At 34.4% G+C, this 25,979-nt stretch carries 21 protein-coding genes; 19 read left to right on the forward strand and 2 right to left on the reverse strand.

What is annotated here, in order from left to right; genetic code table 11:
• The first annotated feature begins 25 nt into the window (after positions 1 to 25).
• The 4 genes from ACODSI_RS05890 to ctlX all read left to right on the forward strand — a co-directional run bounded on the left by ACODSI_RS05890 (position 26) and on the right by ctlX (position 6,576).
• Positions 26 to 2,560 (forward strand): hypothetical protein, encoded by a 2,535-nt coding sequence (locus ACODSI_RS05890; RefSeq protein ID WP_488915908.1) that lies wholly within the window; start codon positions 26 to 28, stop codon positions 2,558 to 2,560.
• Positions 2,561 to 2,562: 2 nt separating this feature from the next.
• Positions 2,563 to 4,533, forward strand: a complete 1,971-nt coding sequence (locus tag ACODSI_RS05895) for a T9SS type A sorting domain-containing protein (RefSeq protein ID WP_488915909.1) — start codon at positions 2,563 to 2,565, stop codon at positions 4,531 to 4,533.
• Between the two features lie 76 nt (positions 4,534 to 4,609).
• A complete protein-coding gene (locus ACODSI_RS05900; protein WP_488915910.1) occupies positions 4,610 to 5,524 on the forward strand; it encodes a dimethylarginine dimethylaminohydrolase family protein in 915 nt (304 codons plus the stop codon).
• Between the two features lie 113 nt (positions 5,525 to 5,637).
• The gene (ctlX, locus tag ACODSI_RS05905) at positions 5,638 to 6,576 is read left to right on the forward strand and encodes a citrulline utilization hydrolase CtlX (RefSeq protein WP_488915911.1); all 939 of its coding nucleotides are present in this window, start codon (positions 5,638 to 5,640) and stop codon (positions 6,574 to 6,576) included.
• 56 nt (positions 6,577 to 6,632) lie between these two features.
• On the opposite strand, the gene ACODSI_RS05910 is transcribed toward ctlX, so the two are convergent.
• Positions 6,633 to 7,265: a MarC family NAAT transporter gene (locus ACODSI_RS05910; RefSeq protein ID WP_488916006.1), complete on the reverse strand. Its 633-nt coding sequence runs from the start codon at positions 7,263 to 7,265 to the stop codon at positions 6,633 to 6,635.
• A 102-nt stretch (positions 7,266 to 7,367) separates the two neighbouring features.
• Between ACODSI_RS05910 and ACODSI_RS05915 the strand changes: the two genes are divergently transcribed.
• Entirely contained in the window at positions 7,368 to 7,733 is a 366-nt protein-coding gene (locus ACODSI_RS05915; protein ID WP_488915912.1) for a CoA-binding protein, read from the forward strand.
• Here the strand turns inward: ACODSI_RS05915 and ACODSI_RS05920 are convergent.
• On the reverse strand, positions 7,730 to 9,226 hold the full coding sequence (locus tag ACODSI_RS05920; RefSeq protein ID WP_488915913.1) for a sodium:solute symporter: 1,497 nt from the start codon (positions 9,224 to 9,226) through the stop codon (positions 7,730 to 7,732). The two genes, ACODSI_RS05915 and ACODSI_RS05920, sit on opposite strands and share 4 nt — an antisense overlap.
• 136 nt (positions 9,227 to 9,362) lie before the next feature.
• Here ACODSI_RS05920 and recR point away from each other — a divergent pair, with 136 nt between their 5' ends.
• From recR to ACODSI_RS05990, 14 genes are all read left to right on the forward strand, one after another.
• A complete protein-coding gene (recR, locus tag ACODSI_RS05925) occupies positions 9,363 to 9,983 on the forward strand; it encodes a recombination mediator RecR (RefSeq protein WP_488915914.1) in 621 nt (206 codons plus the stop codon).
• 72 nt (positions 9,984 to 10,055) lie between these two features.
• On the forward strand, positions 10,056 to 10,838 hold the full coding sequence (locus ACODSI_RS05930; RefSeq protein WP_488915915.1) for a polysaccharide biosynthesis/export family protein: 783 nt from the start codon (positions 10,056 to 10,058) through the stop codon (positions 10,836 to 10,838).
• Positions 10,839 to 10,849: 11 nt separating this feature from the next.
• Positions 10,850 to 13,321, forward strand: coding sequence for a GumC family protein (locus ACODSI_RS05935; protein WP_488915916.1), 2,472 nt, complete (start codon positions 10,850 to 10,852; stop codon positions 13,319 to 13,321).
• Complete coding sequence (locus tag ACODSI_RS05940; protein ID WP_488915917.1) at positions 13,321 to 14,289, forward strand: SDR family oxidoreductase; 969 nt, start codon at positions 13,321 to 13,323, stop codon at positions 14,287 to 14,289. The genes ACODSI_RS05935 and ACODSI_RS05940 overlap by 1 nt, the downstream gene beginning before the upstream one ends.
• A 5-nt stretch (positions 14,290 to 14,294) precedes the next feature.
• A complete protein-coding gene (locus tag ACODSI_RS05945) occupies positions 14,295 to 15,686 on the forward strand; it encodes a UDP-glucose 6-dehydrogenase (RefSeq protein WP_488915918.1) in 1,392 nt (463 codons plus the stop codon).
• A gap of 24 nt (positions 15,687 to 15,710) precedes the next feature.
• Positions 15,711 to 16,988, forward strand: coding sequence for a nucleotide sugar dehydrogenase (locus ACODSI_RS05950; protein ID WP_488915919.1), 1,278 nt, complete (start codon positions 15,711 to 15,713; stop codon positions 16,986 to 16,988).
• Positions 16,989 to 17,012: 24 nt separating this feature from the next.
• The gene (gene rfbB / locus ACODSI_RS05955) at positions 17,013 to 18,059 is read left to right on the forward strand and encodes a dTDP-glucose 4,6-dehydratase (RefSeq protein WP_488915920.1); all 1,047 of its coding nucleotides are present in this window, start codon (positions 17,013 to 17,015) and stop codon (positions 18,057 to 18,059) included.
• A gap of 21 nt (positions 18,060 to 18,080) precedes the next feature.
• On the forward strand, positions 18,081 to 19,118 hold the full coding sequence (locus tag ACODSI_RS05960) for a glycosyltransferase (RefSeq protein WP_488915921.1): 1,038 nt from the start codon (positions 18,081 to 18,083) through the stop codon (positions 19,116 to 19,118).
• Positions 19,119 to 19,135: 17 nt separating this feature from the next.
• Positions 19,136 to 20,290: a polysaccharide pyruvyl transferase family protein gene (locus tag ACODSI_RS05965; RefSeq protein WP_488915922.1), complete on the forward strand. Its 1,155-nt coding sequence runs from the start codon at positions 19,136 to 19,138 to the stop codon at positions 20,288 to 20,290.
• A gap of 2 nt (positions 20,291 to 20,292) precedes the next feature.
• Positions 20,293 to 21,480 (forward strand): glycosyltransferase, encoded by a 1,188-nt coding sequence (locus tag ACODSI_RS05970; RefSeq protein ID WP_488915923.1) that lies wholly within the window; start codon positions 20,293 to 20,295, stop codon positions 21,478 to 21,480.
• On the forward strand, positions 21,473 to 22,672 hold the full coding sequence (locus tag ACODSI_RS05975) for a glycosyltransferase (RefSeq protein WP_488915924.1): 1,200 nt from the start codon (positions 21,473 to 21,475) through the stop codon (positions 22,670 to 22,672). The genes ACODSI_RS05970 and ACODSI_RS05975 overlap by 8 nt, the downstream gene beginning before the upstream one ends.
• Positions 22,673 to 22,794: 122 nt before the next feature.
• Positions 22,795 to 23,226 carry an acyltransferase gene (locus tag ACODSI_RS05980; RefSeq protein WP_488916007.1) on the forward strand — a complete coding sequence of 144 codons (432 nt, stop codon included), beginning with the start codon at positions 22,795 to 22,797 and terminating at the stop codon, positions 23,224 to 23,226.
• Positions 23,216 to 24,385 carry a glycoside hydrolase family 88 protein gene (locus ACODSI_RS05985; RefSeq protein WP_488915925.1) on the forward strand — a complete coding sequence of 390 codons (1,170 nt, stop codon included), beginning with the start codon at positions 23,216 to 23,218 and terminating at the stop codon, positions 24,383 to 24,385. Before ACODSI_RS05980 ends, ACODSI_RS05985 begins: the two co-directional genes overlap by 11 nt.
• Before the next feature lie 53 nt (positions 24,386 to 24,438).
• The gene (locus ACODSI_RS05990) at positions 24,439 to 25,977 is read left to right on the forward strand and encodes a lipopolysaccharide biosynthesis protein (RefSeq protein WP_488915926.1); all 1,539 of its coding nucleotides are present in this window, start codon (positions 24,439 to 24,441) and stop codon (positions 25,975 to 25,977) included.
• The last annotated feature ends 2 nt before the right edge of the window (positions 25,978 to 25,979 follow it).

Genomic DNA, 25,979 nt, shown 5'->3' on the forward strand with positions numbered 1-25,979 from the left:
TTTTAATAATTTAAACCCTACTACTATGAAAAAGAAAAACTACTTTTTGCTTTCAACTTTTGTTTTTTTTGGAATGGTTACTGTCAGTAACGCTCAAGTTGATTCTACTTCAGTAGATAAGAATGAAATAACTAATAGAGGGCATCTACAAAGAAATGCATCAGTAAACAATCTTGTACCAACTAGTTTCTTTTGGAAGGTAAATGGAAATGCAGGAACTACACCAGGGATTAACTTTATTGGAACTACAGATAATGTGGATTTGGTTTTTAAAAGAAATAATTTTTTTAGCGGAAAAATAGGTTTTGTAAATACTTCTTACGGACTGACATCCGGACAAGGTGGTTTTTCAAATGTTAACATCGGAATTAGAGCCGGAAGTAATTCCAATCATAATTTGAATTTTTATAATGTTTCTATTGGAGAAAATTCTGGGATGAATAATGTTTCTGGTTCTGTGAATACATTTGTTGGGACTAATACAGGAACTTACAATACCACAGGGTTTGGAAATACTTTTATTGGTGCAGAAGCTGGAATCAGAAATACAACCGGTAATTCAAATACTGCTCTAGGTTACCGTGCACTTTTTAAAAATACTTTAGGTAGTGATAATATTGCTTTAAGTAATGCCTCTTTAGAGTTGAATGATACAGGTAACAGTAATATAGCATTGGGAAAATGGGCCATGCGTGGCAATATTTCAGGAAGCTATAATATAGGAATAGGAAATTCAGCTGGAAGTGCCTCTACTGGAGAAAGTAATGTTTTTGTTGGTGAAGCTGCAGGAACCAATTTATCATCAGGTGACAAAAACTTGTATTTTGGATATTATACAGGTCATTTCTTAAAGTCAGGTTCAAATAATATTTTCATTGGTGCACGTGCTGGATATTCAACAAGTTTTGGTTCAAACAACCTTTTCATAGGAAATAGTTCGGGCGTAAAATCAGGTACCAAAAATATAACAATCGGAGAAAGTGCAGGAGGAGATAGAGGTGATGGCAATATTCTTTTAGGAAATAACACAAGTATTAATACTGCTTTTCAACCCAATCCTTTAAATGACAATATTTTGAATATTGGTAATGTTATTTTTGGATACAATATGAATAGAGTGAGTAGTGCCGATAATTCATCTGTTAAACAAGGATTAATAGGTATCAATACTACAACTCCAAAAAACACTCTTGAAATAAGAAGTGATGCTAACAATACTTCAGGGCTACGTTTTACCAATTTAACTAGTGCTTACAATCCTCCAGTTGGAACATCTAATACTAAATTTTTAAGTGTTACTACAGATGGAGATGTTGTTTTGGAGAATTTGCCTCGAACAACGGTAACCAACGAATTGACTTCTAGTGCCAACACAATGACCAGTACTGTGAGTGGAATTGCGTCTACAGCTCCAATTGTAAACACGATTTCAAACACCATCAACAACAATCAGTTGGTTACAACCGTTAATGGCGTTGCTGCTACACCGGTAACGTTACCAATAAGTCCAATTCAAACATTATCTCAAAGTGAAAATACCATTACGTTGTCAAATGGTGGTGGCTCTTTTGTATTACCAACTTTTATCGATACTGACACCGATGCACAAACGTTAGCATTACAAGGAAATACGCTTTCTATTTCTAATGGAAATTCTGTTCAACTTCCTCCATTTGTTGAAGTTGATGGAAGCGTTACTAATGAATTACAAACGTTATCGCAAAGTGGAAATGTAATAACGTTATCTAATAATGGTGGGTCGTTTACCCTACCAACATTTACAGATACAGATGCTCAATCGTTAAGTTTAGTTGGAAATAATCTTACTATTTCTAACGGAAATACAGTAGTGCTTCCAACCTACACCGATACCGACAATCAATCGTTAACCTTAACAGGAAATACACTTTCAATTGCAAATGGAAATTCAATTGTACTTCCTTCTACAACCGTTACGGCTGGTACAAATGTGTCAGTTACTGGGAATGGTTCTACTGCAACACCTTATGTTGTTAGCTCGCAAGACACCAGTTTGTATGCCAATAATGGCGTTATTAATCAAGCTACAACAGTAAATGGAAACCGAGTAGTGGATATGAATGATAGAAATATTTGGTTCAATACAGCAACAAGTACTGTCAATGGTAAAATGTATATCGGGTCTACAGCAGTGTATCCAAATGCTACCGGAAATTATAAATTGTTTGTAGAAGGCGGAATTTTAACAGAAAAAGTAAAAGTAGCTTTGAGAAGTTCGGCTAATTGGGCAGATTATGTTTTCGCAGAAGATTACAAATTAATGCCATTGTCTGAAGTGGAACAATTTATTAAAGAAAACAAGCATTTACCAGGTGTGGCTTCTGCAACCGAATTGTCTAAAAACGGTTTAGATATTGCCGAAATGCAAGCAAAACACATGGAGAAAATCGAAGAATTGACACTTTATTTAATCGAAAAAGATAAAAAAATTGAAGCGCAAAATAAAGTAATCGAAAAACACAATCAAGAAATTGAAGAGTTGAAACTTCAGGTTAAGGCTTTAATCGAAAAAACCAAATAGTCATGAGCAACAAGATCTATAAAATAGTATTGTTCTGTTTTATCTGCTTTAGCTCCAGTGCTGTTTTTGCTCAAGTAAACGAATACATTCAATCCGAGAAAAACAGAATAACCAAAGCCGAACAAACAGAAATAGAAATTGAAAAATTCATCAATGATAATCTTAATAATTACAATTTATCGACTGAAGTTAGCAACGAAGTTATTCAACATCTTAAAGATGAAGAAGAATTTACCGATGCTGAACTAAACAAAGCAATTCAGAGTACTAAGATTTATGAATTGCGAAAATTATTTTTCAGCCAAAATCCAGATAAAAGAGCTAATTATGTAGCTGCTCCACTTCCCGCAACATTAAAACAGCAATGTGTGAATGGCGACTTTGAAGACGGAACAGCAGGCTATTCTTTTTGGTCAGATCCACATCCTCAACCAGCCTCTGGAAGTGCTTTTTTCTTGTCGTGTGCCACACCAACAGCTTTAACAGCTACCAATGTGGTAACGCCATCTACCAACAACTTCAATTCAACCATCACAATGATTAATAACACAAGTGCTGGGTACCAACAATTTGATCCAACACTTGCCGGATTGGGAGTTAACGTACCAACATTAGCACCCAGTGGTGGTTCTAAATGTGTGAAATTGAATAATGCTTTTGGATTGGGTTCGTCAGATCAAACCACGGTTTCTCGTTATTTTCCGAGCATTAATCAACCCACAATAGATTTTAATTTCTCTTTAATAATGGATAATAAACCAGCTCATGGTCAACCTATTCAACCTTTTTTTAGAGTGAGAGTCTTAGATCAAAATCATAATATTGTGGATGAGATTTGTATTATTGCTGATCCAGACAATTGTTTGTTTAATGTAATTTATGTGAATAGCGGAAGACGTGTTTTGTACACAGGATGGATTTGTGCTCGATTGAATGTGGCTGATATTATGAATCAACCAGGAACCATTGAGTTTACCGTAAGCGACTGTCAACCTTCGGCGCATTTCGGAACGGTATATGTAGATAACATTTGTGGAACCATTTGTTCGGCACCTCAATTGGGAGCTTTGAGTTTGGATCCCACCAACATCAATTGTCCTGATACAGTAAACAATACGCCATTCCAAGTTTGTGGCACATATCAAACGCCTTTAAATGCAACTTTAAATACATTATCGTTAGACATCATGCAAGGCGGTGTTCTTATTGGATCAATACATTCGCCAACCCAGCTAGGTACCAATACGTTTTGTTTCACTGTGTCTCCAAGTATTTTTGGCGCCACACCATCGGGTAATTTCGAATTTCAAGTTAATGCAACTTTTAATGTCAATTGTCCTGCGGGTACTTTTCATTATGATATTTCCGATAATTCGGCCAATGTAGGGCCCGATGTGACGTTTAACAATTGTTGTTTGCCAATATTAACCTTGCAATCGCCAGCCGATGACCATAATAATTTAGCGGCACCATCGGTCATATTAAGAGAACGTTCCGATTGGATTAAGGCTTCTAATATTGTCTCTGTTGGAAATAATGTAGTTGGAAATGGAGTAGTATATCATGCGGCTAACTATGTAGAGTTAAACCCTGGGTTTGAAGCACTATTGGGTGCTCAATTCGCTGCCTATCCAGAAGGATGCTCGGGTAATTATACCTACAAAAATGAGGAAGAAAACACGCGTCCATTTGCCCAAATTCCAGTAGATGAAACCATTAATTTAACTAAAATTTCTAGAGGTTTTTCTATTATTCCGAATCCATCTAGCAGTATAATTGATATTGTAATGACTAACGGAGCTTTCCATAAAGTTTCAATTACAACCATCGATGGTAAAGTGGTGTATGAACGAAATGTTGAAAGTGCGGTTAACACCCAAGTCGATGTAAGTAGGTATTCCAACGGTATTTACATCATTAATATTCTTTCGGATGATGGAAATGTCTTAACCGAAAAATTAATTAAAAACTAAATACAAATAGTTATAAACAAAAGCTTCGTTAATCAACGGAGCTTTTTTATATTTGCCTCAAGCCAAAAGCTATTTTATGCTACACTTAAATGTAAAAAACGAAACCTCACGATTGAGGGCAGTAGTGTTAGGTTCTGCAGTACACAACGGACCAACACCAACCGCAGATGAAGCTTACGATCCAAAATCATTAGAACACATTCTTGCCGGAACCTATCCGGTAGAAGCCGATATGGTGGCTGAAATGGAAGCGTTTAACAAAGTGTTTCAAAAATATGATGTCACAGTATACCGACCAGAAATGATCGAAAACTACAATCAAATTTTTACTCGTGATATCGGATTTGTAATCGATAATACGTTTGTTAAAGCGAATATTTTACCTGATAGAGAACGCGAATTGGATGCGATTCAATACGTGATTGATCAGATAAATCCAGATAAAGTAGTGCGTCCGCCTGAAGAAGTACACATAGAAGGCGGAGACGTAATGTTGTGGAATGATTATATTTTCATCGGAACGTATAAAGGTTCTGATTATAAAGATTACATCACCGCTCGAACCAATATGGCTGGAGTGGAGTATATTCGTCACTTGTTTCCTCACAAAATTGTCAAAGAGTTTGATTTGGTGAAATCTAAAATTGAAGCACGCGATAATGCCTTACATTTGGATTGTTGCTTTCAGCCAGTCGGAATTAATAAAGGAATCATTTACAAAAGTGGTTTCCGCGAAGAAGCCGATTATATGTATTTGGTGAATTTGTTTGGGAAAGAAAACTTATTCCACATCACGCGTGACGAAATGTATAACATGAATTCGAATGTATTTTCTATTGCACCCGATGTAGTGGTTTCGGAACGAAATTTTACGAGATTGAATACCTGGTTAAGAGATCAAGGATTTACGGTAGAAGAAATTCCGTATGCCGAAATTGCCAAACAAGAAGGACTGTTGCGATGTTCAACATTACCACTAATTAGAGACTAATCGCGTTAGGGATAGCAGTGAAAATCCTTTTTGTTTGTTATCCCTAGCGCAGTCGAGGGAACAAACAAAAAGATTGAAACGAATAGCCCGGCTAACGCCATAAAAAACAAAAAATGAAACAAACTACCAATTCCATATTGATGATTCGTCCTGTGGCTTTCCGCATGAACGAACAAACAGCGGTAAACAATTACTATCAAAAAGTATTAGACGGTTTAACGCCGCAAACGGTTAATACCAAAGCGCAAGAAGAATTTGATGCTTTTGTAAACAAACTTCGAATGGTAGGAGTAGATGTGACTGTGGTTGATGACACCGTAAATCCGGATACACCCGACAGTATTTTTCCGAACAATTGGATTTCGTTTCATGAAAATGGTGACGTGGTGTTGTATCCAATGTTTGCCGAAAATCGTCGCGCCGAACGAAGAGAAGATATTCTAGATATTCTTGAAGATAAAGGATTCCAGATTAACGACGGTATTATGGATTATACTTCTGCCGAAGACGATGGTTATTTTCTAGAAGGCACTGGAAGCATCGTTCTAGATCGTGAAAATGGAAAGGCCTATTGCGCCCTTTCACCGCGTGCTGATGAAGAATTGTTCATCGAATTTTGCGAAGATTTTGATTTGAATCCGATTATTTTTGAAGCATTTCAAACCGTGAATGGCGAACGAAAATTAATCTATCATACCAACGTTATGATGTGCATTGGCGATACATTTGCAGTGATTTGTGCCGATTGTATCGACGATAAAAAAGAACGCAAAATGGTTTTAGACAGCCTTCGTTCGGATGAAAAAGAAATCATCTTGATTACCGAAGAGCAAATGAACAATTTTGCAGGAAATATGTTAGAATTACAAGGTGCAGACGAACGTCGTTATTTAGTGATGAGTTCGTCGGCGTATCATGCCTTAACCAAAAAACAAATTGCTCAATTGGAAGAACATATTACCATTTTACATTCAAGTTTAGATACCATTGAAGCTTGTGGTGGTGGAAGTGCTCGCTGCATGATGGCGGAGGTTTTTCTTCCGAAAGAATAAATTCATTAGATAAAAATGAAAATCCCAAATTCCTAGTAATGGAGTTTGGGATTTTTTTAATGAAATTTGATACCACTTATAATGGTAAGTATGGCACTAATAATATACTGAATTCCGATGGCTACCGTCAAAAAACCCACGATTCTAGAGATGGCTACAATTCCCGAGGCACCCAAGTATTTAGCTAGATAATGAGCGCTTCTCAATACTAAAAATATCAATAAGGATACTATAATTATTGAAAATGAAGAGGCCAGTATTTCAATAGTTTTATGATGGTCTTGATTGAAGGCGATTAATAACGAGATGGAACCTGGTCCAGCCAACATTGGCATAGCAAGCGGTGTTAAGGCAATCGAATTGCGATGTTGTAAGTCTTCTTCTACTTCTTTGCTGATACCTTTTCTTTTTTTCGGATTGGCATTAAGTAATCCAAAACCCGAACTTGCTATTAAGAGTCCGCCAGCTATTCGAAGTGCCGGAATTGAAATTCCAAAAAAGCGCAACACATATTCACCTGCAAAAAATGCAATCAATAGTATGATGCAGACGTTTATAGCGGTCCAAAAAGAAACTCGAGAACGTTCCGCTTTGTTATAATCTTGCGTTAATCCCACAAAAAAGGGAATAGCCCCAATGGGATTTAATACCGAAAACAAAGCACCAACTAAAACGAAAAATATATTTATAAAAACGTCCATTTTTCTGAAATAAAGGGATTACGATGCAAAGATAAATAAAGAATAAAAGGGTAAGGTTAAAATAAAAACAATATTCACTAATTTTGTCAAATGAAAAATAAGAAAACGGTTGTACTCGGAGCTTCAACAAAACCAGAACGCTATGCCTATAAAGCCATTACTATGTTGGTAGAAAAAGGCCATTCGGTATTGGCTATTGGTCAAAATCAAGGTGAAGTTGCTGGAGTTTCCATCAGAACTAAAAACATTCCTTTAAAAAACATTGATACGGTTACTTTGTATCTAAATCCGCTGCGTCAACGCGATTATTACAATTACATTTTGGAAACCAAACCCAAACGTGTTATTTTTAATCCTGGTACCGAAAACCCAGAGTTTTACCAACTTTTAAAATCCAATAACATCAAAGTAGAAGAGGCGTGTACTTTGGTTTTGTTGACTACCAATCAATACTAAAATTTTGTTTGACTGGTCGCAGGTTTGCTAATAGCAAGCAATCCTATAAAGGTAATCAATCCGTTTACAATGATTAGTTCGTTGTCAAAAACGTAATCTTTAAATACTACCGACGAGTATTTGCTGATGAAGAAACATACGGCAGGTGAAATCAAACAAATAAAAGGTACGAGTTTGTCATGAACCGTTTTCGATTTTACAAACAACCCAAAAGCATACAGTCCTAAAAGCGGCCCATAGGTGTAGGACGCAATTTTGAATACCATTTTCACTACCGAATCGTCGTTGATGGAATTAAAAATGACAATTACCACAAACATCAAAAGCGAAAAACCAACATGAACCAAATGTCGTGTTCTCACAATGTTGGGTTTGTTTTGGTTTTCGGTTTTGTCCATGCCTAAAAAATCGACACAGAAAGAGGTTGTTAATGCTGTTAAAGCGGAGTCGGTGGTGGCAAAGGTTGCAGCCGTCAATCCGAGTAAAAAGACCACAGTTGGAATAAAACTCAAATGATGAATGGCGATTTCGGGAAACAATAAGTCGGTTCTAGCGACGCCATCAACCATCGGCACTTCAATGCCGTTTTTAGTCGCATAAACATATAATAAGGCGCCAACACTTAGAAAAAAGATATTGATTACAAGAAAAATTCCGGTAAAAGTGTACATGTTTTTTTGAGCGTCACCAATGTTAGCACAACTCAAATTCTTTTGCATCAAATCTTGATCTAAACCAACGGTGGCTATGGTTACAAAGATTCCGCCCAATACTTGTTTCCAGAAATAAGTGCCTTGCAAATAGTTTTCAAAGAAAAATACTTTCGAATAATTACTGTTTTTTACCGATTCAAAAGCATCAATGACGCTAAAGTTCAAGCTTCTGCAAATGAAGAAAATCGTTAAAAATACCGAAGAAATTAGGAAAAATGTTTGTAAAGTATCAGTAATAATGATGGTTTTCAATCCGCCACGATAGGTGTATGCAAAGATCAACGCCAACGAAATTAATACGGTTACGGCAAACGGAATATGGTAATAATCGAACACATAACGTTGTAATACAAAAATGACCAAATACAATCTAAATGCCGACCCAATGGTTCTTCCAATTAAGAAAATGGTAGCGGATGTTTTATAACTTACCACGCCCAAACGTTGTTCGATATAGCCATAAATCGAGGTCAAATTCATGCGATAGTACAACGGCAATAATACTTTAGCAACGATAATAAAACCAATGGCACAGCCAATAACGAATTGAAAATATTTAAACTGTAAATCGGGGTTTCCAACTTCGCCAGGCACCGAAATAAAGGTGATGCCAGAAATGGCTGTTCCAATCATTCCAAACGCAACCAAATACCATTTAGAATTTTTATTGGCTTTAAAAAAGGTATCATTATCAGCGCTTTTCTTGCTAACAATATTGGAAATTAGAATCAATAATCCGAAGTAAATAATGATTAAAGTTAAAATAGCAATTGGCGACATAGTTTAGTTTTTGGTTGTGCTAAAATAGAAATATTTTAAGAAGAAGATAATAGAAAACAGAAAAAAGACGAGTAATACCATTTCTAACTATCCAAAAATCTAAAAATAGAACCATCTAAATTACTATTTTTGTCAAATGGAATTTTCATCAAAATTATTAGAAAAAGCAGTCAATGAAATGGCGCAATTGCCAGGAATTGGCAAACGAACAGCCTTGCGATTGGTTTTGCATTTGTTAAAACAACCCTCTGAGCAAACACATTATTTGTCACAAGCCTTAACTACAATGCGCGACGATATCAAATTTTGTAAAAATTGCCACAATATTTCAGATGTTGAGGTATGTGAAATTTGCAATAATCCGTCAAGAAATCACAGTATTATTTGTGTGGTTGAAGACGTCAGAGATGTGATGGCTATTGAAAATACCAACCAATTCAAAGGAATTTACCAAGTTTTAGGTGGGAAAATTTCGCCAATTGATGGTGTTGGCCCCAGTCAATTAAACATCAATACCTTGGTTGATAAAGTGAAATTGGGCAACGTAGAAGAGATAATTTTTGCGTTAAGCTCAACAATGGAAGGAGATACTACTAATTTTTACATTTACAAACAACTAAAAGAATACCCTATAAAAACTTCTACCATCGCACGTGGTATAGCGGTTGGAGACGAATTGGAATATGCTGATGAAGTTACATTAGGCAGAAGTATCTTGCACAGAGTTCCATTTGAGAATTCATTGAAAAATAATTAGATAATATTCTGTAGCAACTTTTTTGTATTTAGATTTGAAAAACTATCTTTGTTTGCTAAATTAACTTTAAGAATGAACAATCGAATTTACTATATATTATTTTTAATTGGAATGCTATTTACGTCATGTGTACCCACACAAGATTTGATTTATCTTCAGAAAAAAGACGGTTCCACAGACCAAATGGTTAAAAGAGTTCAGAACAAACCTTACAAACTTCAAGTCAATGATGTTTTGAGTATTAGTATTAAAGCCATTGACTCTAAATTAGTAGAAATATTCAATACGGATACTCCTGGAATTTTAAATACAACAGAACAAGGACTTTACCTTAAAGGGTATAATATTGATGACCATGGTGATATACGATTGCCAATTGTTGGAAATATCAATGTTCAAGGGCTTACAGTAGATGAGGTTCGAGAAAAAATTGAAAACAATTTGTTGGAGAATCATTTTAAAAAGGAAGCAGGTATTTTTGTAAGTGTGCGATTATCGGGTTTTAGATATACGGTTAATGGCGAAGTGCAAAGTCCAGGATCCAAAATAATTTATAAAGATAACCTGACCATACTTGAGGCGGTTGCCAATTCGGGTGATATTACCGTAACAGGTGATCGAAAAGACGTAAAAGTAATTCGACAATATCCGCAAGGTTCAGAAACCTTCAGCATTGATTTAACCGATGAAAAGGCAATGCAATCGCCTTGTTATTATCTTCAACCCAACGATTATGTATACATTAAGCCTTTGAAACAGAAAACTTGGGGAACGGGTAAAACCGGTATAGAATCATTAGGTACTATAATTACCATATTGTCGCTTGCCACCACCACTTTTTTATTACTAAAATAACAAATAAATAGATGTTAGATATAAAAGATTTTTCTTTTTTTGAAAACCAGAATAACTTTGATTTCAAAGGATTTTTAATCAAAACAGGAAGTTATTGGAAGTGGTTTTTATTAGGCCTAATTGTGTGTTTGACAGTAGCACATCAAGTTAATATTCGAAAACAAAAAATATACTCGTTAGATACTGTTTTAGCAATTAAAGAGCAAGACAATCCTCTTTTTACATCCAATACCAGCTTGGTTTTTAACTGGGGCGGAACTTCAGACCAAGTACAAAATATTGCTACAACAATTAAATCTAGATCACACAATGAGATTGTTGTTGACAAGTTGCAATTTTATATTGATTATTTAAAACAGCAAAAATATTTCATTCAAGATGTATACGGAAGTACACCTTTTGTGGTGAATATTCAAAAAAATAAAAATCAAATTTACAGTACGCCTATCACTATCAAATTCGTTTCTCCAACGGATTATGAAATTCATATTAGTTCAAAATCAACTTCAGTTCCAGTAATCAATTATGCCGAAAATTCTAAAAATTCGGCTACACTTTCAAGTAATGAAGTGGTGAAGAGATTTAAAATTGGACAACAAGTTTCTTTACCCTACCTAAACTGGACTTTGCAATTACAAGATTTCCCGACGAAATATGTTGGAGAAGAATATATGATTGTTTTCAATTCGTTTGACGACGTTGTTTCTAAATATAAAAATCTTAAAGTTAATATCGACGAAAAATCACCATCTATTATAAAATTGGCGCTTGAAGGAACCAACAAAGCCCGAATTGTAGATTATTTGAATGAAACGGTTAAAACATTAATAAAAAGACAGTTAGATAATAAGAATTTATTTGCAGAGAACACTATTAAGTTTATCGATACAACACTTCAAATAATGGAGGGTGATTTAAAAATTGCTAATTCTGATTTGAAAAAATTCAGTCAAGGTAAAAATATTACGGAGATAGAGCTTGGAGGACAAGATTTTCAAACCCAATTATTAGAGTTAGATCGAACCAATGAAGAGGTTAAAAGAAAGATAAACTATTACAACACCCTAAATAATTATTTAAGAAATAGTACCGATTATTCTAAACTTCCAGCGCCATCAGTTGCCGGAATTGAGGATCCAAACATCATGAACAATGTGTCTAAACTTATTGAGCTTTCGGTAAGAAGATCAGAAATGGTTTATGCGGTTAAAAGTAAGTTAATGCTCGATAATATTGATAATGAAATATCATCCGTAAAAAATGTACTTCTTGAAAATATCAGAGCTGCCAAATCTTCTATTCAATTTGATTACACTCAGATAACAAACAAAATTAATCAGGCTGAAACAAAACTAAGAGAGTTGCCTCAAGATAAACAAGAGTACGTGAAAATTATGCGAAAGTATGATTTGAGTAACGATATTTATCAAACCTATTTGCAAAAAAGAAGCGAAGCTCAAATTGTAAAAGCAGCTAATCTATCAGACATACAATTTATTGATCCGGCCAAAGATATTGGAGGTGGTTTAATAGGACCACGAACTGGCGTTAACTATGTAATTGCCATCTTTGTGGGGTTATTAGTGCCGTTGTTTATTGTATTTTTAATCTTCTTTATCAATACTTCTATTCAAAACACAGACGATATTTCATCTCTAACATCACTTCCGCTAATTGGAGTAGTTGGGGTTAAGCAAACAGATTCTAATTTGTCTGTTTTTGAAAAACCAAAGTCAGCACTTGCAGAATCGTTCAGAGCTATTCGATCGTCGTTGCAGTTTTTATATAAAAAGCAAAAGTTATCAGGATCAAAAACCTTGATGCTCACTTCATCTGTCAGTGGTGAAGGTAAAACATTTTGTTGTATTAATATTGCTACAGTTTTTGCCTTGAGCGAAAAAAAGACGGTAGTAGTAGGATTGGATTTAAGAAAACCTAAGATTTTTGATGATTTCAATCTCAAAAACGAGGTGGGTGTGGTGAACTACTTAATTGGAGATAAAAATCTTGATGGAGTTACTCAGAAAACAAGCATTCCATATCTAGATGTTATCAGTTCTGGACCAATTCCACCTAATCCATCAGAATTAATTATGGGCGAAACCATGAGAGAATTTATGGATGAATTGAAAGCAAAATATGAATACATAATTCTAGATACACCTCCAGTTGGATTGGTTACAGATGCGGTAGAATTATCCACTTTTGCAGATGTTACACTTTATGTTATGCGTCAAAATTTTACCAAAAAAGAAATGGTCAATTTGTTGAACAATCGTGTAAAAAGAGAAGAACTCGTTAATGTGAGTATCATATTAAATGGTTTTGAGAATAAAGCAAAATATGGAGCAGGTTATGGCTACGGTTATGGGTATGGTTACGGAGCCTATTCAAATGGGTATCATGAAGAAGACGAATCGAAAAACTTTTTCATCAAAACGTTTAAATCGTGGACCAAGAAAAAATCTAAAAGAATAAATTGATGGCAAAAATAGTAATCACAGGTGGAGCTGGATTTATTGGATCAAACTTATGTGAGTACTTTTTATCCAAAGGAAATCAGGTGGTTTGCCTAGATAATTTTTCTACGGGTCATCGACACAATATTGAACAGATGCTTTCTAATCCTAATTTTACTTTAATTGAAGGTGATATTAGAAATTTAGAAACCTGTCGAGATGCTGTTCAAAACGCCAATTATGTATTGCATCAAGCAGCTTTGGGTTCTGTTCCTCGATCGATAGTAGATCCTGTTGCGACCAATGAGGTTAATGTTTCTGGATTTTTGAATATGTTAGTTGCATCGCGCGATAATGGTGTTAAAAGATTCATTTTTGCAGCAAGTTCATCAACTTATGGTGATTCAGAAGTGCTTCCCAAAGTCGAAGAGGTAATTGGTAAACCACTTTCTCCTTATGCAGTAACGAAGTATGTTAACGAATTGTATGCCGATATTTTCAGTAAAACGTATGGTATAGAAACTATTGGGTTGCGGTATTTCAACGTATATGGAAGAAAGCAAGACCCTAACGGCGCTTATGCGGCTGTTATTCCAAAATTTGTGTTGCAGTTAATGAAGAAGGAAAGTCCAGTAATAAATGGAGATGGTCTTTATTCAAGAGATTTTACCTATATTGATGATGTCATTCAAATGAACGAATTGGCAATGACAACAAATAATAACGAGGCAGTCAATACCGTCTATAATACAGCATTTAGTGACAGGGTAACCCTGAATGAAATGGTTACACTCCTTAAAAAATACTTGTCAGAATACGATGCCTCTATAGCTGATGTTGAAGTAATTCACGGTCCAACCCGATCAGGAGATATTCCACAATCATTGGCCAGTATAGAAAAAGCAAAACGATTACTGAATTATAATCCAAATTTTCCATTTAAAGAAGGCTTAAAAGAAGCTGTTAATTGGTATTGGAGCAATTTAAAATAGAACAAATGAAGATTACAAATATTTGCTGTATCGGAGCAGGATATGTGGGTGGCCCAACCATGACGGTTATCGCTCAAAAATGCCCCCATATAAAAGTAACGGTAGTTGACTTAAATGAAGACCGTATTGCAAAATGGAACGATGCTAATGTTGATAATATTCCGGTATATGAACCCGGTTTAGGCGCGATTGTTGCCGAAGCAAGAGGTAGAAATTTATTTTTTTCTACCGAAGTCGATAAAGCTATTGATGAAGCACAACTTATTTTTATTTCGGTGAATACGCCAACCAAAACATACGGATCTGGTAAGGGTATGGCAGCCGATTTAAAATACATAGAACTTTGTGCCCGACAAATTGCTAGAGTTTCAACTACAGATAAAATTGTGGTTGAAAAATCGACACTGCCTGTGAGAACAGCACAAGCTATCAAAAACATTCTTGAAAATACAGGAAATGGTGTTCAATTTCAAATTTTATCCAATCCCGAATTTCTAGCCGAAGGTACTGCCGTTGAAGATTTATTAAGCCCAGATAGAGTTTTAATAGGAGGTGATACCACTCCAGAAGGTCAAAAAGCCATTCAAGCTCTTGTTGATATTTATGCCAATTGGGTGCCTAACGACCGCATTCTTACCACTAATGTGTGGTCTTCAGAATTGTCTAAACTTATTGCAAATGCTTTTTTAGCACAACGTGTATCTTCCATCAATGCCGTTTCCGAATTGTGTGAAAAAACGGGTGCTAATGTGAATGAAGTTGCAAAAGCAATCGGAATGGATAGCCGAATTGGTTCTAAGTTTTTGAAGGCTTCTGTTGGATTTGGAGGTTCTTGTTTTCAAAAGGATATTTTAAATTTGGTTTACATTTCCAAATCATTTGGATTGCATGAGGTAGCCGATTATTGGGAACAGGTGATTATTATGAATGACCATCAAAAAAGAAGGTTTTCTAGAAAAATTGTAAGCACGTTGTACAACACTATTGCCGACAAGAAAATTGCATTTTTAGGATGGGCTTTTAAGAAAGACACCAACGATACTAGAGAATCTGCAGCAATTTATGTAGCAGACGATTTGTTAAACGAGCAAGCAAATATTGCGGTGTACGATCCAAAAGTACACTATAATCAGGTTATTACAGATTTGAATTATTTAGAAACCCGATTGGATCACGAAAATAAAAACCATATCACATCGTATAGCGATCCTTATGAAGCGTGCCATAATGCTCATGCAATAGCAGTTCTTACCGAATGGGATGAATTTAAAGAGTATGATTGGAAAAAAATATACGATGCCATGTTAAAACCTGCTTTTGTTTTTGACGGTCGTAATTTACTAGATGGAGAAAAAATGAAAGCGATTGGATTCCATTATCAAACTATTGGGTCATAATTTTTTATACTACAAATGCCAGTAATGAATATAAAGATAGGAATAATAGGATTAGGATACGTTGGATTGCCGTTAGCAAGACTTTTTGCTACTAAATACCCAGTCGTAGGTTTTGATATCAATCAAAAAAGAGTTGATGCACTCAATAAAGGTATTGATGATACCCTAGAAGTAGATCAAGAAACACTCCAGAAAGTGTTGGTAAACGAACCTTTGAAAAGCGTTGGACTTTTTTGCTCCAACGATCTTTCATCTATAGAAGGATGTAATTACTATATTGTAACCGTTCCAACACCAGTTGATAAAAATAATAGACCCGATTTAACACCACTTTATAAATCGAGTGAAACGGTGGGTAAAGTTCTAAAAAAAGGAGATATCGTTATTTATGAATCTACGGTATATCCGGGATTGACAGAAGAAGAATGCGTACCTGTTCTAGAACGAGTTAGTGGTTTGACTTTTAACGTGGATTTTTTTGCGGGTTATTCTCCAGAACGAATTAATCCCGGCGATAAAGAGCATACGGTAGATAAAATTCTTAAAATTACAGCGGGTTCAACACCCGAAATTGGAATAAAAGTAAATGAACTTTATAAGTCGGTTATCACTGCAGGAACGCATTTAGCACCTTGTATAAAAGTAGCAGAAGCAGCCAAAGTGATTGAAAATTCTCAACGTGATATCAATATTGCCTTTGTTAATGAGCTGGCTAAAATTTTTAATATTTTAGAAATTGATACGCATGCTGTTTTGGAAGCTGCTGGAACTAAATGGAACTTTTTAAATTTTAAACCGGGTTTAGTAGGCGGTCACTGCATTGGCGTTGATCCGTATTATTTGGCTCAAAAAGCACAAGAATCGGGCTATCATCCCGAAATTATTTTAGCAGGTCGTCGATTGAATGACAGCATGGGAGAATATGTGGCTTCAAGAATTGTGAAGTTGATGATTAAAAAACGTATTCCTGTAAATCATTCTAAATTATTAATGTTAGGAATAACGTTTAAAGAGAATTGTCCTGATGTTAGAAATACCAAAATTGTTGATGTTATTGCAGCATTGAACGATTATGGTATTACCGTTTCTATTTATGATCCATGGGCAAATCCAGATGAAGTGGCTCATGAATATGGATTGACAACTACAAATGTCGCTCCAACAGATACTTTTGATGCTATTGTTTTGGGTGTGGCACACCGCGAATTTTTGAGTTTGGATTTAGAACAATTTAGAAATCCAGCATCCATAATATATGATGTTAAAGGAGTTTTAAAAGGAGCTATTGACGGTAAATTATAATACTGAAATTAATTCAGCAGACATATGAAAAAAATAGTAATTACAGGAGGTGCAGGTTTTATTGGTTCACACGTGGTTCGACGTTTTGTAAAAAACTATCCAGACTATCATATTTATAATTTGGATGCCTTAACCTATGCCGGAAATTTAGAAAATATTGCCGATATTGAAAATGCATCTAATTATACTTTTGTAAAAGGTGATATTGTTGATGCCGATTTTATCAATGATTTGTTTCAAAAACACCAATTTGATGGCGTGTTGCATTTGGCAGCCGAGTCGCATGTTGATCGTTCAATTACGGATCCCTTAAGTTTTGTAAAGACCAATGTTATTGGTACCATGAACTTGTTGAATGCCGCTAAAACCATTTGGGCTGGTAATTTTGAAGGCAAACGTTTTTATCACATTTCTACTGATGAGGTTTATGGCAGTTTAGGCGCCACAGGTTTGTTTACAGAAACTACAGCCTACGATCCTAATTCTCCTTATTCTGCATCTAAAGCAAGTTCCGATCACTTTGTGCGTTCTTATGGTGAAACGTATGGTTTGCCTTATGTGATTACCAATTGTTCTAACAATTATGGGCCAAATCATTTTCCTGAAAAATTAATTCCACTTTTTATCAATAATATCATCAATAACAAACCCTTACCGGTTTATGGAGACGGCAAATATACCCGTGATTGGTTGTTTGTTGAAGATCATGCTGTAGCTATAGATTTGGTTTTTCATGAAGGTAACAATCATGAAACCTATAATATTGGCGGATTTAATGAATGGCAAAACATTGATTTAGTGAAGTTATTATGCCAACAAATGGATAGTAAATTGGGTAGAGCTCCAGGAGAATCAGAAAAATTAATTACCTATGTAAAAGACCGCCCTGGACACGATTTACGTTATGCTATAGATGCTTCTAAAATCAATAAAGAACTAGGATGGAAGCCATCGGTAACTTTTGAACAAGGTTTAGAACGCACTATCGATTGGTATTTGTCCAATGAAGAGTGGCTCAAAAATGTTACTTCTGGAGCCTATCAAAAATATTATGATAAGCAATACAATTAAATTTTTATAAAAAAGTAAGGTATGTTAGCTGTATCAGTAGTTATTCCAGTCTATAATGCAGAAAAATATGTTGAAAAGTGTATAGAATCCTTAGTACAGCAAACCTTAATTTCTACCGAATATATTTTTGTTAATGATGGCTCAACAGATGAGTCATTGAAAGTCTTGGAGCTTTATCAAAAAAAGGACAGTCGAATAAAAGTTGTAAATCAGCTCAATCAAGGAGTAAGCGCCGCTCGCAATGCAGGATTGAATAGTGCAACTGGAAATTACATAGGATTTGTTGATGCCGATGATTATGTGGCTAAGGATATGTTTCAAAAATTATATGAGACTGCCATTACCTCAAATGCCGATATTGTATCTTCAAATTTTAATGTGGAACAAGAGGGTGTTTGGAGTCAATCAAAATCCTGTTTTCCTGCCGAAAATGTATTTGATAAAGAATACATTCAGAATGAAATTTGCTCTTTTATTATTCAAAAAGACGATTTAAATTCTTGTTGTACCAAAATATTTAAAAGAAACCTTATCGTGTCAAACTCAATAGGTTTTCCTGATGGAGTCACGCATGCCGAAGACGCTATGTTTGTTTTAAATGCATTTACAAAAGCTGAAAAAGTCATCTTTATAGATTATTCGGGTTATTATTATCGGGAAGTTCAGGGAAGTGCTTCTCGTGATATTGTATCAAAAGATTATTTTAAGAATGCTCTAGCATTGTATTCTTTAGATTACAAAAAAAGCTTTAATTTGATGCTAGATACTGAAGTTATCAATAAACTAAAAGCGGTTCGATTCATGGATGCCATAATAGCATTGCTTCATATTTATTTTAAATCCAATTCAACTATTAGTTTTGGAAAAAGGTATGCTTATGTAAAGAAAATGATTCACAATACCGAAGTTCAAAAAGCAATTTCGTATTATTGGGCAGATTTAAATAATGGTGCAACTGTATACGAACGATTTATTTTAAAATCTATAAAAAGTAAGTCAATGATAAGAATTGTATTGGCTACCTCATACAGCAATTACAGAAATAAAAACAATAAATAATAAACAAGAAATCAAATATGAAAATATTAATGTTTTTTCATGGAGGAAGTTTAAATAGAGGATGCGAAGCCATTGTTCGTTCAGGCGTTGCTCTAATAAAAAAAGAAAACCCAGCGACTCTTGTTGAGTTGGCCTCATGGAATCCCAATTCAGATTCAATAATCCCGCTTTTGGATGCTATTCATTTGGATAAGTATCATTCTATTAAAAGATTTTCTATAGATTGGTTTATTTCTGTTTTGAAAGTAAAATTGTTTAAAGACGAAAATTTTGCTTTTAGAAAAATTCACAGAGACGTCATTGATAAAATTCCAAATTACGATGTCATTCTTTCTATAGGTGGCGATAATTATTGTTATGGTGAACAACCCGGGATTTATGAAATAGATCGATGTGTTAAAAAAGCAGGAAAAAAATTAGTGCTTTGGGGCGCCTCAATTGGTCAAGAAGATTTGTCGCCAGCCAAAATTGAAGATCTAAAACTTTTTGATTTAATTTTAGCTAGAGAAAGTTTAACTTATGAACTCTTAAAGAAAAATGGAGTTGTAAACGTAAAACTTTGTGCTGACGGCGCTTTTACAATGGATAAAGAAGAACTTGCACTGCCAGCAGGGTGGCAAGAAGGCAATACCATCGGGTTTAATTTTAGCCCGTTAGTTTGGAAGAAAAATCCAGATTCTCAAAAAGCAGCTTTAGATTTGGTGCGACACATTTTAAATACAACCAACATGACAGTGGCTTTTACGCCTCATGTTATCGAGCCTGGAAATGATGATTACGAATGTTTACAAGAGTTTTACAACGAATTTGAAGCTACTGGACGTGTTTTATTGTTACCAAACAACCTTAATGCCATTCAATATAAAGGCTATATTGCTCGAATGCGATTTTTTATAGGAGCTCGAACTCATGCTACAATTGCGGCCTATTCTACACTAGTGCCTACTATGGTTTTGGGATATAGTGTGAAGTCAAAAGGAATTGCTAAAGACATCTTTGGAGAGGAAAAATTAGTATTAAATTTAAGCGAAATTTCAGATAGCAGTAAGCTTATTGCAAAATTTGAGGAAATGAAATCGGAAGAAAAAGAAATTAAAGAATTATTGACCGCTAAAATTCCTGAAATTAGAAAAATGTCTCATAAAGCCGTTGAATATTTGTTCCAATTATAATGATGAAAAAAAATATAGTATTTGTAATTCCTTCTCTTGGGGCTGGTGGTGCCGAAAAAAGTTTGGTCAACTTGCTGAATACTATAGATTATAAAGAATACAATGTTGATTTGGTTTTGTTTAAAAAAGCAGGTGTTTTTTTATCCTTAATTCCGAAAGAAGTTGTACTCGTTGATCTTAATGCTAATTACAAAATATTTGCACAAGGATTACTGTCCTCTTGTTTTACTTTTTTGATGCAATTGAAGTTGGGTTTGCTTTACAATAGAATTATGTTTTTTGTAACCAACAAAAGAATTAAAAATGTGGCTGTTGCCGAACAAAAAGCATGGCAATATCTTAGTGATGCAATAGCGGTTATACCCAAAAAATACGATGCTGCTATTGGGTTTTTAGAAAAATCTTCTATTTATTTTACAGTAGATAAAATACAAGCCAAACATAAAATAGGTTGGATTCATACTACTTATTCCAAATCGGGAATGGATCCAAATTTTGACGAAAACTATTTCAATAGTTTGCAAGCAGTCATTGCCGTATCTCCAGAATGTGTCGATGATTTGAAAAAAAGTTTCCCAAAACTGGAATCAAAATTTAAATTAATATACAATATTGTATCGTCTCAACTCATTCATAAATTGGCTTTAGAAGATTTTGATCATACTGAAGTTGGTCCAAACAGTATTGTAACTATAGCACGATTGAGTCCCGAAAAAGGGTGTGATATTGCGTTAGATGCCAGTTGTTTATTGCGCGATATGGGAATAGATTTCACTTGGATGGTAATTGGTGATGGACCAGAAAGAGCATCATTAGAAAAGAAGATTAAAGAGCAAAAAATGGAACGTTATTTTCAGCTTTTGGGCGTTAAGAAAAATCCATATCCCTACCTTTTAGCGGCTAAAATGTATGTTCAACCTTCACGCTATGAAGGAAAATCAATGGCAATAGAAGAAGCTAAGATTTTAAGAAAACCTATTGTTATTACCAACTTTTCAAGTGCTAAAGATCAAATTTCGCATTTAGAAACCGGAATCATTTCCAAAACAGATGCTGCATCTTTAGCGGAAGAAATAAAAAAATTACTTTCAGACCATGCTATTCAGGAAAAATTAGTGTTAAATTTATCCTCACAAAATTTCGGAACAGAAGCCGAAATACAACAATTATATCAACTGATTAATGAATAATCCAAAGAAAGAGTTATTATTTGTAATGAATAATCTTCATTGTGGAGGTGCTGAAAAAGCGCTAACATCATTGCTTTCTTCCTTCGATTATACTAAGTATAATGTTGATTTATTGTTGTTTAAACAGGAAGGACTTTTTTTAAATCAGGTTCCTAAAGAAGTTACTATTCTACCAGAACCTGAAGGCTATCACTATTTTGACATGTCGTTGAAAAAAGCCATTATTCAAAATTTGCGTAAAGGTCGGTTTAAACTAATATTCAATAGACTTTGTGCTGGATTGGTTTTAAAAACAGAAAAAAATAAATCGGTAGCAGAGCAAAAAATGTGGAAGTATTTAGGTTCATCTTTGAAGCCTTTAGACAAAAAATATGATGCTGCCATTGGTTTTCTAGAAAAAACGCCAAATTATTTTTGTGTCGATAAAGTAACCGCAAAAGTCAAAATAGGGTTTGTAATGAACGATTACAATAAACTGGGCATGAACAAATCTATTGATAATTATTATTTTTCAAAATTGAATTTTATTGCTCAAGATTCTAATGAAAGTAGAGAAGTAATGGTTAGAAATTTTCCGCAATTTGAATCTAAATTTGTTGTGGTAAAAAGCATCATAGCATCGGATACTATTGCTAAAATGGCCGAGGAAACTATTTCAGATTTTCCAAATGGATTTTCCATTATCTCTATTGGAAGATTAACCTATCAAAAAGGTTATGATTTGGCATTGGATGCGATTAAAATTTTAGCCGATAAAAAAATCAATTTTAATTGGGTTATATTAGGTGATGGTGAAGATAAACAGCAGTTGGTAGCTAAAATTGCCGAATATAACCTAACGGATAAGGTGTTTTTTCTAGGCATAAAAGCCAACCATTATCCGTATCTAAAGAAAGCCGATATTTTTCTACATACAGCACGATTTGAAGGGTTCGGAATTGTAGTTCATGAAGCTAAAATATTGAACAAACCAATGGTTCTCACTGATTTTAATATTGCTAAAACACACATTACAGATACTGAAAACGGACTCATAAGCCAGATGAATCCCGAGGCCATTGCCGAGAGTTTAGAGAAATTAATTTCAGATGAAAATCTTAGAAATCGATTTTCTCAAAATTTAGCGGCTCATGATTTTGGTACAGAAAAAGAAATAGAAAGTTTTTACAAACTCCTGAATAATTGTTACTGATGAAAATACTAAACTTTTTAAGGGCACGATTTCGAAAGTATTTACTGGAAGAATACTGGTTAGAAGATTACATAAAAGTAGGAATGAAAATTGGAAAAGGATGTGATATTAATCCCGGATTAATGGTGGATCATTCCCATTGTTGGCTTATAGAAATAGGAAATAATGTTACTTTAGCGCCTCAAGTGTATCTTTTAGCGCATGACGCCAGTACTAAACGATACATAGATTACACCAAAATTGGTAAAGTTAAACTAGAAGATAATTGTTTTATTGGAGCCCGAGCTATAATAATGCCAGGAGTTACCGTAGGTAAAAACGCTATTGTTGCAGCTGGAAGTGTGGTTACCAAATCGGTTGCCGAAAATACAGTTGTAGGTGGAAATCCTGCCAAATTTATTATGAACACAGATCAATTGATGGACAAACATAGAGAACAAATGAAATCGGCTAAGTTGTATGATAAAACATGGCTAATTCAAAACGGAATATCAGCTGAAATGAAACAGCAAATGTCTGAAGAACTTGAAAATCATATGGGATATGTGGTGTAAAATTACTTTAATACTTGTTGTACTGATTGTTTTGATCGTTGTTTTAATAGATTTCTTTCCGCAATTTTATACTTGGCAAAGTCGTATTCATATAGGAAGGTATTCTAATAGAGAAGATTGGAAAAAGAAGATAAGTGCCATTACTTCGCATTGGTTGTTAAAAACACCTACCATAAAACTTACCGATAATTCACGATTAATAATCATTGATATTCTTCGAGGCAATTACAGTCGAAATGCCATACAGCATTGGCAACAAGCTTCACTTTTATTAGGCTTAATAGAGCAGTATAAAACAGAAAAGAAGGAGTCAACTAAAGTTATAATTTCTGCTTTTCTCGACGCTAAAATAAAAGCCGACGGAAACTGGAAAAATGCACCTACCGAAATTGACGGTGTCATATTAGCATATGCTATTTTTTCCATACCTTGGCTAGATCACAATAAGTATAAACCTGCGTTTGAAGCAATATATAACTTGGTTTTAAATTTAAAAGGCGAAGACGGAACTGTTGCTTATAAAAAATACAATACCGATTACCGTTTTGTAGATACTATCGGATTTATTTGCCCATTTCTAGTCCATTACGGATTGCATTTTAATCAACCAGAGGCAGTCGAATTGGCCGTTAAACAAATTAAAACCTACGATGATTATGGAATGCTTTCTCAAAATAGTATACCTTGTCACACGTACAACGTAAAAAATAAAATTCCAGTAGGTTTGTTTGGTTGGGGAAGAGGTTTAGGATGGTATGCTATCGGGTTGATTGATTCGTGGTCGGCACTTCCAGAAACACATCAACTTAAAAAAGAACTTTCAGAAAGTGTGGTTCAATTTGCAAAAATGGCGGCTTCCTTTCAAAACGAAAATGGCAGCTATAACTGGTTAATTTTAGACAAATTAGCCAGGCAAGATTCTTCCGCAACAGCTACTTTGGCTTGGTTTTTTTCAAAGGCTACGTCAATTAATGAAATTCAAATTATTTCTGAAAAAGCGTCTGAAAAAGCATTAGATTATTTGCAAAGTGTCACAAGAAGAGATGGTGTAGTCGATTTTTCTCAAGGAGATACCAAGGCCATCGGAATTTATGCACGTGATTTTGATCGTTTGCCTTTCACTCAAGGTTTTGTGTTGAGAACGCTTTACCATCAGTAAACTATTATACACACAATAATTTTTTTCCAGTTTATCATCAGTAAATATTAAAAATGAATATTGATTCTCGTTTGACAAATTCTATTAAAAACATTTCATTTGGGCTTTTGGCACAAGTGATTCAAATGGTTTTAGGTTTTGTTACAAGAACGGTTTTTATTAAATATTTATCGGTAGAATATCTTGGGGTCAACGGACTTTTTACCAATATTCTCACCTTACTGTCACTAACGGAATTAGGAATTACAAGTGCCATACTTTACGCTTTATACAAGCCATTGGCAGATAAAGATGAAAAAAAAATTGCTGGGTTGCTTAACTTTTTTAGTAAAATCTACCATACCATTGCAGCAATAGTTGCTGGTATTGGTTTGTTACTTTTGTTTTTTTTACACGATATTGTTCAAAATCCATCCGTTGCCGTTGCCAGAGACTTGAATGTGATTTATCTATTATTTCTTTTCAATACGGTTTCGAGTTATTTTTTCTATTACAAGCTTTCTTTGTTTCATGCCGATCAAAGAAGTTATATTGTTTCCAAATACAATACCTTGGTTTTTATAATTCAGAATATAGTTCAAATCGTATTGTTAATTGTTTTCAAAAATTTTATTTTATACCTAATCGTACAGTCTTTCTTTCAACTTTCTGGAAACTTGGTTGTTTCTATGCTTATTAATAAACATTATCCTTTTTTAAAGAAATATAAGAATGAGAAAGTAGACGAGACCATTAAGAAAAGTATTTATTCTAATGTAAAATCTACGGCTTTGGTTAAAGTAGGAGGTTTATTGGTAAATAGTACGGATAACTTAATTTTGAATTATTTTTCGGGTCTTGCTATGGTAGGGTTATTGTCTAATTATAATTTGCTCATCGGATTAGCTTCTGGACTTATCGTTCAGGTTTTTGCTGGGCTTACGGGAAGTATTGCCAATGTTAATGTAACCGAAGATATTGAAAAAAGAACTTCGGTATTTAACGCCATTAATTTTGCAAATTTTTGGGTTTACGGATTCTTTTCAGTTGGCATTATGGTGCTTATGAATGACTTTATTACCATTTGGATTGGGACTAAATTTATTTTGTCCTTTCCAATTGTTCTGGCTTTAACATTTAATTTTTACATGTACGGAATGCAAAGCGCAGTTTGGACGTATAAATCTACTTTTGGATTTTTTAAACAAGGTCAGTATCTAGTGATCCTCACGGCAATCATCAATCTTGTTTTTTCTTTTGTTTTAGGAAAAGAACTCGGGCTGTTAGGAATTCTTATTGCAACGGCAATGGCTCGTTTAGTCACTAATGCCTGGTATGATCCTTATATTGTTTTTAAATTAGGATTAAAGAAAAATCCAATTGAATATTTGAAAAAATACCTACTCTATATAGTTGTATTGGCTGTCGCTTTTTTAATTATTAGCTTTTTAACGAGCTATTTATCTTTTGAATTGTCTATAAATTTCGGAATTAAAATTATCTTGTGCCTTATCGTTCCAAACCTGTGTATATTTTTGTTTTTTAAATCTACAGATGAATTGCGCTATCTGCAATCGGTTGTTTTTTCTGTTATTTCTAAACGTACCAAATAATT

The sequence above is a fragment of the Flavobacterium sp. FG139 genome (genome assembly GCF_057809695.1).